Source organism: Sphaerisporangium corydalis, assembly GCF_025506355.1.
GTDB lineage: Bacteria > Actinomycetota > Actinomycetes > Streptosporangiales > Streptosporangiaceae > Sphaerisporangium > Sphaerisporangium corydalis.
The window spans coordinates 141929-153172 of sequence record NZ_JANZYP010000014.1 but is presented as its reverse complement, the minus strand read 5'-3'; the positions used below and the strand labels follow the sequence as shown (position 1 = coordinate 153172).

General features: G+C 72.5%; 8 protein-coding genes and 1 pseudogene. 3 read left to right on the top strand and 6 right to left on the bottom strand.

The features are described 5' to 3' along the window. Together NYZ98_RS13105 and NYZ98_RS13100 are read left to right on the top strand one after the other, a co-directional pair. Nucleotides 1-476: pseudogene (locus NYZ98_RS13105) on the top strand (hypothetical protein); the annotation flags it as partial. Nucleotides 477-519: 43 nt separating this feature from the next. Beyond that, entirely contained in the window at nt 520-1989 is a 1470-nt protein-coding gene (locus NYZ98_RS13100; RefSeq protein WP_262842986.1) for a serine/threonine-protein kinase, read from the top strand. A gap of 52 nt (nt 1990-2041) precedes the next feature. On the opposite strand, the gene NYZ98_RS13095 is transcribed toward NYZ98_RS13100, so the two are convergent. The 4 genes from NYZ98_RS13095 to NYZ98_RS13080 all read right to left on the bottom strand — a co-directional run bounded on the left by NYZ98_RS13095 (nt 2042) and on the right by NYZ98_RS13080 (nt 4390). Continuing rightward, nucleotides 2042-2971 carry an RluA family pseudouridine synthase gene (locus NYZ98_RS13095; protein ID WP_262842984.1) on the bottom strand — a complete coding sequence of 310 codons (930 nt, stop codon included), beginning with the start codon at nt 2969-2971 and terminating at the stop codon, nt 2042-2044. After that, nucleotides 2964-3662, bottom strand: coding sequence for a signal peptidase II (gene lspA / locus NYZ98_RS13090; RefSeq protein WP_316249563.1), 699 nt, complete (start codon nt 3660-3662; stop codon nt 2964-2966). Before lspA ends, NYZ98_RS13095 begins: the two co-directional genes overlap by 8 nt. After that, nucleotides 3626-4036, bottom strand: a complete 411-nt coding sequence (locus NYZ98_RS13085) for a TraR/DksA family transcriptional regulator (protein ID WP_262842982.1) — start codon at nt 4034-4036, stop codon at nt 3626-3628. Before NYZ98_RS13085 ends, lspA begins: the two co-directional genes overlap by 37 nt. A gap of 84 nt (nt 4037-4120) precedes the next feature. Then, the gene (locus NYZ98_RS13080) at nt 4121-4390 is read right to left on the bottom strand and encodes a DUF167 domain-containing protein (RefSeq protein ID WP_262842980.1); all 270 of its coding nucleotides are present in this window, start codon (nt 4388-4390) and stop codon (nt 4121-4123) included. 329 nt (nt 4391-4719) lie between these two features. Here NYZ98_RS13080 and ileS point away from each other — a divergent pair, with 329 nt between their 5' ends. Beyond that, nucleotides 4720-7878 carry an isoleucine--tRNA ligase gene (gene ileS / locus NYZ98_RS13075; protein ID WP_262842978.1) on the top strand — a complete coding sequence of 1053 codons (3159 nt, stop codon included), beginning with the start codon at nt 4720-4722 and terminating at the stop codon, nt 7876-7878. A 227-nt stretch (nt 7879-8105) separates the two neighbouring features. Here the strand turns inward: ileS and NYZ98_RS13070 are convergent, their stop codons facing one another. Together NYZ98_RS13070 and NYZ98_RS13065 are read right to left on the bottom strand one after the other, a co-directional pair. After that, on the bottom strand, nt 8106-9590 hold the full coding sequence (locus tag NYZ98_RS13070; protein ID WP_262842976.1) for an alpha/beta hydrolase: 1485 nt from the start codon (nt 9588-9590) through the stop codon (nt 8106-8108). A gap of 100 nt (nt 9591-9690) precedes the next feature. Continuing rightward, nucleotides 9691-11172 carry an ABC transporter permease gene (locus NYZ98_RS13065; RefSeq protein WP_262842974.1) on the bottom strand — a complete coding sequence of 494 codons (1482 nt, stop codon included), beginning with the start codon at nt 11170-11172 and terminating at the stop codon, nt 9691-9693. Nucleotides 11173-11244 lie beyond the last annotated feature (72 nt).

Sequence of the window (11244 nt, the reverse complement as noted above, 5' to 3'; positions counted from 1 at the left end):
CGGCCACCCCGTCGCCCTCCCCCCGGCCCACGCTCCCGCCCGGGTGGCGTACGCACACCGACCCGCTGGGCTTCTCGCTGGCGCTGCCCGCCGGTTCCAAGGAGTTCCTGCGGGAGCCCACCCGGGTGAGGTTCCGGCTTCCCGGGTCCCCGAACTACCTGCTGGTCGACACCACCCGATGGTCGGAATCCGCCCCGCTGGACGCGCTGCGCCACGTCGAGGCCGAGTCGGTGGGCAAGAACCTGCTCCCGGGCTACCGGCGGATCGCCCTGCGGTCACGCCCCTTCCGCGGGCGCCCCGCCGCCGACTGGGAGTTCACCTGGCGGCCGGAGTCCGGGCCGGTGCACGTCCTCGACCGGGCCTTCACGACGGCGAGCGGGCGGCAGTTCGCCCTCTATCTGCACGTCACCGAGGACCGCTGGGAACAGGACTCTGGCGACTTCACCAGGTTTGCGATGACTTTCCGCGCGCGCTGAACATTGACGCATGTGATCACAGATTCCGGGTAGCTGGTCTGACATGCCAGAGCCCTCCCACGTCACCGACCGAATCGTGGCAGGCCGATACCGGCTCATCGAGCGGATCGGCCGAGGAGGAATGGGCACCGTCTGGCGTGCCCAAGACCAGATCCTCGGCCGCGAGATCGCCATCAAGGAACTGATCGCTCCGCCGGAGCTGACCGAGTCCGAACGCGAGATCTTCTCCTTGCGCACCTTCCGGGAGGCGCGCGCCGCGGGGCGGGTCAGCCACGCCGGCGTCGCCACCGTCTACGACGTGTTCGAGGAGAACGGCCACCCCTGGATCGTGCTCCAGCTCGTGCACTCCGACACCCTGGGCGCCGTCGTCCGCGACCACGGCCCGCTGCCGCCGGCCCGCGTGGCGGAGATCGGCCTGCAGGTGCTCTCCGCGCTGCGGGCCGCCCACCAGGCCGGGGTGCTGCACCGGGACGTCAAGCCCGACAACGTGCTGCTCGCCCACGAGACCGGGCGCGCCGTCCTCACCGACTTCGGCATCGCGACGCTCGACGACGACTCCTCGGTCACCCGCACGGGCACCCTCATCGGCACCCCCGCGTTCATCGCCCCCGAGCGGGCGGCGGGCGGCCAGGCGGTGCGCGCCTCCGACCTGTGGTCGCTCGGGGTCACCCTGTACGTGGCGGTGGAGGGGCGCTCGCCGTTCCAGCGCGGCAACCCGCTCATCACGCTCGGCGCCGTCATGAACGACCCGCCCGCGCCCCTGCGCCTGGCGGGTCCCCTGACCACCGTGCTCATGGGCCTGCTGCGCAAGGACCCGGCCGAGCGGTTCACCATCGCCGAGGCCGAGGACCACCTGCGCATGGTCGTGGCGGGGACCCACCCCGAGCCGACCGCGCCCGTCCCCCTGCCCGCCGTCCCGGTCCCCGCGCCCGAGCCGGCGCCCGCCCCCGACCTCGTCACCCCCGCGGCCGTCCCCCCGCAGGCGCGCCCGGCCGGCCCCGGCGGACGGGGCATCGCCCTGGCGGGGCTCACCGCGCTCGTCATCTCCGTCGGCCTGGTGGCGGGCGGCCTGGCGTGGGTGACCGCCCGGTCGTCCGGGGCGACGCAGACGCCCGCGACCTCACCGACCGTCCGGGTGACCGTGTCGGTCACCTCCTCGGCCGAGCCGGTGACCCGGCGGACGCCCTCGCAGAGCTCCCAGCCGAGCGGCCGGACGCCGTACTCCTCCCGGCCGTCCTCCACCGCGCCGGCGCCGAAGCCGACGCCCACCACCGGGCCCCCGAAGCCGGACAAGACCAAGGACAAGGGCGACGGCGGGCCCACGGGCAAACCGTCGGGCAAGCCGTCCGCCAAGCCGACCAAGAGCGAGGAGAAGGACCCGGGCGACGCCGTGCCGCCGGACGAGGGCGAGGCGGGCCCGCGCGGCCACTCCCCGAAGGACCACGACGGCAAGGGCACGGGCGACGGGCGGGCCGTCCTGGACGGCGGCGTCCTGCTCCCGCCGGGCGTGTAGGACGACGCCCGGCGCGTGACCGGAGGGCCCGCGTGATCAAGACCCGGCGTGATCAGGACTCGGCGCGAACCTTGTCCAGGGAGGCGCCGAGCTGGTCGGGGTAGTCGCTGGTGAACGTCACCCGCTCGCCCCCGGTCGGGTGCTCGAACCCGAGCGAGACCGCGTGCAGCCACTGGCGGGTCACGCCCAGCCGGGCCGCGAGCGTCGGGTCGGCGCCGTAGGCCAGGTCGCCCACGCAGGGGTGCCGCAGGGCCGACATGTGCACCCGGATCTGGTGGGTGCGGCCGGTCTCCAGCTTGACGTCCAGCAGCGACGCGGCGCGGAACGCCTCGATGGTGTCGTAGTGGGTGATCGACGGCTTGCCCCCGGCGACCACGGCGAACCTGCCGTCACCGGACGGGTGCCGGTCGATGGGGGCGTCCACGGTGCCGCGCAGCGGGTCGGGGTGGCCCTGGACGAGCGCGTGGTAGTGCTTCTCGACCGTGCGCTCCTTGAAGGCGCGCTTGAGCCGGGAGTAGGCGACCTCGCTCTTGGCGACCACCATCACGCCGGTGGTGTTGGCGTCGAGGCGGTGGACGATGCCCTGGCGCTCGGCCGCGCCGCTGGTGGCGACCCGGTGGCCGGCGCCGAGCAGGCCGCCGAGGACGGTCGGGCCGGTCCAGCCCAGGGTGGGGTGCGCCGCCACGCCGATCGGCTTGTCGACCACGATGATGTCGTCGTCCTCGTACAGGACGCGCATGCCGGGCACCGGCTCGGCCACCGGGACGGGCATGGTGGGCGGCGGGGGGATCACCACGTCCAGCCAGGCGCCGGCGTGCACCCGGTCGGACTTGACGGCGGAGGCGCCGTCGACCTGGACGTCACCCGCCGAGATCAGCTCGGCCGCGAGCGTGCGGGAGAAGCCGAACAACCGCGCCAGCGCGGCGTCCAGTCGCTCGCCCTCAAGACCGTCGGGTACGGGGAGGCTGCGCAGATCACCCATGCCGCTCATCCTCCTTGTCATCATGGCGCGCGGCCTGGCGGCCCGCGTCCTGGTCGTTCTGGTCGTTCAGGTGCCGCTGGTCGTGCCTGTCAGGAAGGTCCTGGCGCGCGCCGTCCGGTTCGTCCGGTTCGTCGCCCGTGCGCGTGCCGTCGATCTGGAAGCCGCGCCAGGCGAGCAGGACCGCCAGGGCGCCGCCGCAGACGATCGCGGAGTCGGCGATGTTGAACACCGGGAAGTGCGTGGCCGGGAAGACCTCGATCCAGTCGACGACGTGTCCCTGGAACGGCGCGGGGGCGCGGAAGATCCGGTCGGTGAGGTTGCCGATCGCGCCGCCGAGCAGCAGGCCGAGCACGATCGCCCACGGGAAGCTGCGGAGCCGGCGCGCCGTGCGCAGGATGGCGATCACGACGCCGGCGGCGATCACCGTGAAGATGATCGTCATGCCGGTGCCGATGCTGAACGCGGCGCCGGAGTTGCGGATCACCCGGAGCCGCAGGAGGTCGCCGGCCAGGCTGACCGGCTCGCGGTCCTCAAGGAACCGCACCACAAGGGTCTTGCCGACGAGGTCGAGCACGTAGACCAGGACCGCCACCACAGCGAGGGAGCCGACCCGCTTGGCGCGGAGCGGCTCCTCGGCGGCGTCGGGCGGGGTGCTCAGCGGCGCTCCTCCCGTGTCTTGCACGACACGCACAGCGTCGCCCTCGGGAACGCCCGCAGCCGCTCCTTGCCGATCGGCTTGTGGCACGATTCGCACACTCCGTATGTTCCTGCTTCGATGCGGGCGAGCGCCCGCTCGTTCTGCGCGACCAGATCTCGCGCATTCAGGGTAAGGGCGATCTCGCGTTCCCGCTCATAGGTCTTGGCCCCGGCGTCGGCCTGGTCGTCGCCCGCGCTGTCGCTGATGTCCCCCGACGCGATCTGCGACTCCGATCGCGCCACCTCGGCGTTGAGCTCCTCGATCTCCCCTTGGAGCCGTCCGCGGACCTCGGAGATCTCCTCGTCGGTCCAACCGGCGTCGCCGCTCGTTTCTGGGGCGGATTTCGCCGCCCGCGTGATACCGGCCATGTAGGCCTCCTCGCCGATCGCCTGTTGAGCAGTGCGGGAAGCATAGGTCGGCCATTTCGGAAGAACAAACGACGCGCCGACCGTTTACGTCATCAGTAACACCGCAGCCCTTTCGGTCAATTCCTGCTCATTACCGATGATCTCCACGACCTTATCCCTGCTTGTCGTACCGGTGACCAGGCGAACGTCCGCCCGCCGCACCCCGAAAGCGTCCGCCACGGCCCGCAGCGCCGCCTCGGTCGCCCTTCCGTCCACCGCGCGGACGTTCACCCGGACCACGATCGCGTCCTCGCCGTACGCGCCGCCGACGAAGGCCCGCGCGGCGCCGGGCCGTACCCGGATGGCCAGTCTCATGAACGTCCGGTCCTCTCCCCGAGTGAGCTATCGTTTTGGGTGCAAGGCGTTGATGGGGACGAGTACCTCCGTGCCCTACTCGCAGGAGCGACCCGGGGACGGTGCGAGCCCGGGGCGAGAGCCGGAGGGAAGATCACCCCGGAGCCGCCGGAGGAACGGCAGCGCTCGGCCCACGGCCGCGCGGCCCAGTAGAACCGGCAGCGATGACAAGAGTGGGCCTCTTTTCGGGAAAGTTCTGCGAAGCGGGGCCAAGGAGGGTGGTACCGCGGGGCGCACGCCTCGTCCCTCCACGCCATGGAGAAACGCTCGCGTGGAGGCCGGTACCTACGATGTCATCACCCTACTTCCGCCCGCTCCCCGCCCAGGCCGACCTGCCCGCCTTCGAGGCGGAGGTCCTCGGCCGCTGGCGCGAGGGGAACGTCTTCGAACGCTCGCTCGAAAAGAACGCCACCGGCCCGGCCTGGGTGTTCTACGAGGGGCCGCCGACCGCCAACGGCATGCCCGGCGTGCACCACATCGAGGCCCGCGTCTTCAAGGACGTCTTCCCCCGCTACAAGTCCATGCGCGGGTTCAGCGTCCCCCGCAAGGCCGGGTGGGACTGCCACGGCCTGCCGGTGGAGGTCGCCGTCGAGCGCGAGCTCGGCCTGTCGGGCAAGCCCGAGATCGAGGCGTACGGCATCGCCGAGTTCAACCAGCGCTGCCGCGAGTCGGTGTGGCGTCACGTCGACGCCTTCGAGGAGATGACCGAGCGGATGGGCTACTGGGTCGACCTGTCCCAGGCCTACCGCACGATGGACCCCTCCTACGTCGAGGCCGTCTGGTGGTCGCTCAAGGTCATCTGGGACAAGGACCTGCTGTTCCGCGACTTCCGGATCACCCCGTACTGCCCGCGCTGCGGCACCGGCCTGTCCGACCACGAGCTCGGCCAGCCCGGCGGGTACGAGAACGTCAGCAGCCCCTCGGTGTACGTGCGGATGCCGGTGACCTCCGGCCGCTTCGAGGGCAGCGACCTGCTCATCTGGACGACCACCCCGTGGACGCTGGTGTCCAACACCGCCGTGGCCGTCCACCCCGAGGTCACCTACGTGGTGGCCGCCAGGGACGGCGAGCGCCCGGTGATCGTGGCCGAGCCGCTGGCCGAGAGCGCGCTCGGCGAGGGCTGGACGGTCCTCGACCGGGTCCAGGGCGCCGAGCTGGAGCACACCCCGTACTCGCGGCCGTTCGACCTCGTCGACATCCCCGGCGCGCACTACGTCGTGCTGGGCGACTACGTCACCGTCGAGGACGGCACCGGCCTGGTCCACCAGGCGCCGGCGTTCGGCGCCGACGACATGACGATCTGCAAGCGGTACGGCCTGCCGGTGGTCAACCCGATCGGGCCCGACGGGCGCTTCCTGGCCACGGTGCCGCAGGTCGGCGGGAAGTTCTTCAAGGACGCCGACGACGGCCTCACCGAGGACCTGCGGGCCCGCGGCCTGCTGTTCCGCGGCAGCCACTTCGAGCACAGCTACCCGCACTGCTGGCGCTGCCACACCGCGCTGCTGTACTACGCGCTGCCCTCCTGGTACATCCGCACCACCGCGATCAAGGACCGGCTGCTGGAGGAGAACGACCGCACCAACTGGTTCCCGGCCACGATCAAGGAGGGCCGCTACGGCGAGTGGCTCCGCAACAACGTCGACTGGGCCCTGTCGCGCACGCGCTACTGGGGGACGCCGCTGCCGTTGTGGGTGTGCTCGGCCGACGAGTCCCACGTGACCTGCGTCGGGTCGCTGAAGGAGCTCGGCGAGCACGCCGGACGCGAGCTGTCGGCCCTGGACCCGCACCGGCCCTTCGTCGACGACGTCACCTTCGCCTGCCCCGACTGCGGCGCCGAGGCCCGCCGCGTCCCCGACGTCATCGACGCCTGGTACGACTCCGGCGCCATGCCGTTCGCCCAGTGGGGCGCCCCGCACGTCAACAAGGAGGCGTTCGACGCCTCCTACCCCGGCCAGTTCATCTGTGAGGCCATCGACCAGACGCGCGGCTGGTTCTACTCGATGATGACCGTCGGCACCCTGGTGTTCGACAAGTCGGCGTACGAGAACGTGCTCTGCCTCGGGCTGATCCTGGCCGAGGACGGCCGCAAGATGAGCAAGCACCTCGGCAACGTGCTGGAGCCGATGTCGCTGATGAACCAGCACGGGGCCGACGCGCTGCGCTGGTTCATGGCCACCTCAGGCTCCCCGTGGGCGCCGCGCCGGGTCGGCCACGCCACCCTCGAGGAGATCGTCAGGAAGGTCCTGCTGACCTACTGGAACACCACCTCCTTCCTCACGCTGTACGCCAACGCCGAGTCGTGGACGCCGGCGATGCTCTCCGAGGCGCCCGCCCCGGGCGGCCGGCCGCTCATCGACCGGTGGGCGCTGGCGGAGCTCAACCGCACCGTGGCCGACGTCACCGACGCGATGGAGTCCTTCGACACCACCCGCGCCGGGCGGCGGCTCACCGAGTTCCTCGACGACCTGTCCAACTGGTACGTCCGCAGGTCCCGCCGCCGGTTCTGGTCCGGCGACACCTCGGCGTTCGCCACGCTGTACGAGTGCCTGGAGACGGTGACGCGGCTGATGGCGCCCCTGGTGCCGTTCCTCACCGACTACCTGTGGGAGGTGCTGCGCGCCCCGGGGTCACCCTCGTCGGTCCACCTGTCCACCTGGCCCGAGGTGGACAAGGAGCTGCTCGACCCGGGCCTGTCGGAGCAGATGGCCCTGGTCCGGCGCCTGGTGGAGCTCGGCAGGTCCGCGCGGGCCGGCAGCGGGGTCAAGACCCGGCAGCCGCTCGGGCGCGCCCTGGTCGGGTCGTCCCGCTGGTCGGCCCTGCCCGTCTCGCTGCGCGAGCTGATCGCCGACGAGCTGAACGTGCTGGCCCTGGAGGACCTGTCCGCGTACTCGGCCGACCTGGTGTCCTTCACCGTCAAGCCGAACTTCCGCGCGCTCGGCAAGCGGTTCGGCAGCGGCACCAAGGACGTCGCCGCCGCCATCACGGCCGCCGACCCCGCGGCGCTGGCCGCCCGGGTCCGCGCGGGCGAGACCGTCACGGTGGCCGTCGGGGACACCGAGGTCACCGTCGGGGCGGACGACGTGATCGTCACCGAGCAGCCCCGGGCGGGCTGGGCGGTGGAGACGGGAGCGGTCGGCACGGGCACCGGCGAGACCGTGGCCCTAGACCTGACCGTCACCCCTGAGCTGTCGCGAGCCGGCCTCGTCCGTGAGGTCGTCCGCCTGGTGCAGGACGCCCGCAAGACCAGCGGCCTGTCGATCACCGACCGCATCGAGCTGTGGTGGACCGCCTCCGGCGACCTGGCCGAGGCCCTGCGCGCGGACGGCGGCAAGGTCGCCGCCGAGGTCCTCGCCACCACCATGACCGAAGGCCACCCCACCCAATCCCTCCCCCCCCACCACGACCCCGACCTCTCCCTCACCTTCCACCTAACCCCCACCACCCCCTAAAGGTCCTCGCCTACGGCTCGGGCAGTCTTCCCAAGGCCTACCGGCCCTACCGCCATTCCCTGCCCCATCGGCTCACGACCCCCGACCCGCCGCACCCCCACCCGGCGCCGACGCGGCGGGACGGGGTACGGCGGGGGCGGCGCCTACTACGGTGGGTGGCCGGGCAAGGGCGGTGAGCCGTCAGGGCGTTTGAGGTCTCAGCGCTTGAGGTCTCAGTGTGTGAGGTCTCAGCGTTTGACCTCGGAGGGGGACCAGACGGGGACCGGGGGGATCCGGCTCAGGCAGGATCGGTCGGCGACGTGCCAGTGGCGGAGGAACTGGGTCTCCAGGGAGATCACGCACGAGGACGCCCGCCCGTCCTTCTCCGCGACGTGCCCCGTGCTCGGGACCTCGATCACCTCGGCCCCCCGGTACTGCCCGGCCGCCAGCAGCCCCTCCTCGGTGGGGGTGCTTAGGTCCAGCTCCCCCGAAAGGACCAGCACCGGCACGTCGGGCAACCGCCCCACGCCGTACCTAACCGGCGCCGCCCGATCGGGCCATCGGACGCAGAAGTCCCCGAGGTCGACGATCCCCCCGATCCACGCCTGCGGCCGGAACGGCCGGTACTCGGCCGGGTCCAGCCGCGCCACCCGCGAGGCGTACTGCCGGAACCGCTCACGCACCGAAGCGGCCCTGTCCCACAACGCCGGATAGTCGTTGCAGGTCACCGCCACGTACATCGGCAGGCTGAACGTCCCGGCGGCCGACCCGCTGAGCGGCCGCACCCGTTCGGCGAGCTGGGCCAGCGGCCTGGCGTCCCCTCCGACCGCGAGGCGCAGCGCCCCGGGCAGCCGCCCGAACAGGTCCGCGTGGCTGGAGGCCAGCTTGTACACCGTGCTCGCCAGCGCCGTCTCGTCCAGCACGCCGCCGGCGTGGCGGATCGGCCTGTCCGCCACCCGCCGGGCCATGGTGCGCAGGTCGCCCAGCACCTCGTCCCCCTCGCACCCGCCCCCGGACCGGCGGCACAGCAGGCCGACGGACCTGCGCATCGCCCGGGCCGCGGGCCCGCCCAGCATGTCGAAGTCCAGCGGGTACGCCGACGACAGGACGATCGACCGCACGTGGCTCGGATGCCGCTCGGCGTACACGGTCATCAGGTACGTCCCGTACGACTGCCCGAGCAGGTCGAGCCTCCCGATCCCGAGGTGCGCCCGCACGGCGTCGATGTCGTCGGCGGCGGCGGCCGTGGTGTAGTACCGGCGCCGGGCCCCGAGCTCGTCCCCGCACGCGCGCACCGCCTCCAGCGCCAGCGCCCGGGACCCCGACAGGTCGCTCCGCCGTGCCGAGTCGCACCGCAGCGGATCCGACGCCCCGACCCCCCGGGGATCGACCAGCAGCAGGTCGTACCTGTCCAGCAGATGCCGGTACTGCCCCGCGTAGTCCCGGTGCCCGATCACCGCCACCCCCGGCCCACCCGGATTGGGCACGATCGTCCCCTCCGCCGGCCGGGACAGATCCCGCCTCCGCACCAGCGCGTACGCGATCGTCGTACTTCCCGCCGAAGGATTCTCACGGTCCAGCGGCACACGCAGCGTCCCGCAATCGGCCTCCGCGCCGCAGCCCGGACCGGTGCCCCGGCCGGGACCGGCGTGGGCGGCCACGACCGCGCACGGGAGCGACAGGAGCAGGGCGGCGGCCGCGAGACCTGCGGCGACGGATCTCATTCTGTACATGATCCGATCCTGCGCCGCGTGCGGACGTTTCCCGCTTCGACCTCACTCGAAGGGCGATTCCAGGACATTCCACAAAGATGGGGCGGGCCAGGGCACCGCACTAGCGCCGGGCGTGCCTGAATGTCACGACGGCGAGTGCGGTGGCGAGCAGGACGGCGGCGACTCCCGCCACGGCGAGGGGGTCAGGCCCGGCCGGGCGGCCGCCGGCACGGACGGCGCCGATGTAGTCGAGCGCGGCGACCGCGTTGACGACCATGTACCACAGCGGGAGGTACAGGGCCTGGAACAGGCGGTGGGTACGGCCGAGCACTCCCAGCGCGAGCGCCAGCGAAGGGATGAACAGCGTGCCGGCCGCCCAGGCCGCCGTCCCCGGCCCGTCCGCCGCCAGCGCCATCCGCAGCACCGGCACCAGGCCGGTGAACGCCGTCAGTACGACCCCGGCCGCCCATTCCGCGAGCACCCGGCGCCGCACGCCCGGGTAGGCGCCGAGAAGCGCGCCGACCCCGTTCTCGTGTCCCTGGGTGCCCAGCCGGGACCAGATCAGCGCCGGCCACACGCTTGTCGCGAGCAGCAGCGGCCCGGTCGCGATCTCCGTGGGCGCCAGCAGCCCGACGACCGTGAGCGCCGCGACGCCTGCCCACCACCAGCGCGACACCCCCCGCACGAGGATGCGCAGCTCCCCGGCCAGCAGCCGTCCCGCGGCGCCTCCGGGCCGTGGCGCGGTCACCGCCCGGACCTCGAACCCGCCGCCCCCGGCCACCGCCTCGTCGTGATCCAGGGTTCCCTCGCGGCCAGACGCTCCGTCGTGGCCCGGGACGACCGCCTGCGGGACGGGGCCAGGGACGGCGATGGGAACGGCATCAGGGACGGGGACGGGAGCCGGGCGGCCGGCGCGGCGGGCCGGGTCGAACCGGGCGAACCACAGCGCCGGCACCACCGCCAGGAGTCCCGCGAGCACCGCCAGCGCCAGCCGTTCGGCGGCGAACCCCCAGGTGAGATCCAGCCCGGACCACACGAAGGTCCGGGGCGGCCGGTCGAGGTACATCAGGCCCAGGCTGAGCTCGCGTACCGCGATGTGCCGCGCCGCCATGTCCGCTTTGACCGACTCGGCGAACAGGTTCATGCCGAGCCCGCCCAGCGGCGCGGACGGCGACTGGCCCGCGATCATCACCGTCATCGACAGGAAGAACCAGACGACGTTCCCGAGACCGCCTCTCAGCAGCGGGACCGTCTCGAACAGCACCGCGCACCCCGAGGCGGCGGCCAGCACCGGCAGCGTGAACAGCACGAACGGGGCCAGCAGCGCGACCGGGTCGACGCCGGTGGACTCCCCGCGCGCCACCTGCATCACCAGCGCGGTCCCGACGAGCACGCCGGCCATCGAACCCAGGACCAGCAGGTTGCTGAGGAACTTGCCGAACAGGTACTCCGTGGTGCGCAGCGGTGTGACGGCGAGCAGTTCCCCGACCCCGGTGGCGCCGTCGCGAGCGATCGCGACGCGCACGACGTAGAACCCGCCGGCGAACAGCCACAACGCACCGGCGAGCGCGGTCACCGCCGCGACGTACGCGCTGTCGTACACGCCCCGGTGATTCCCCAGGTTGACGATCACCCAATGAGAGCCCGTGGACGGCACCGCCAGATACCCCAGACC

What these genes read in the sequence shown, in the direction of transcription:
- NYZ98_RS13100 (WP_262842986.1), top strand. Translation starts at nt 520, where the DNA reads ATGCCAGAGCCCTCCCACGTCACCGACCGAATCGTGGCAGGCCGATAC.
- NYZ98_RS13095 (WP_262842984.1), bottom strand. Translation starts at nt 2,971, where the DNA reads ATGGGTGATCTGCGCAGCCTCCCCGTACCCGACGGTCTTGAGGGCGAG.
- NYZ98_RS13085 (WP_262842982.1), bottom strand. Translation starts at nt 4,036, where the DNA reads ATGGCCGGTATCACGCGGGCGGCGAAATCCGCCCCAGAAACGAGCGGC.
- NYZ98_RS13080 (WP_262842980.1), bottom strand. Translation starts at nt 4,390, where the DNA reads ATGAGACTGGCCATCCGGGTACGGCCCGGCGCCGCGCGGGCCTTCGTC.
- ileS (WP_262842978.1), top strand. Translation starts at nt 4,720, where the DNA reads ATGTCATCACCCTACTTCCGCCCGCTCCCCGCCCAGGCCGACCTGCCC.
- NYZ98_RS13070 (WP_262842976.1), bottom strand. Translation starts at nt 9,590, where the DNA reads ATGTACAGAATGAGATCCGTCGCCGCAGGTCTCGCGGCCGCCGCCCTG.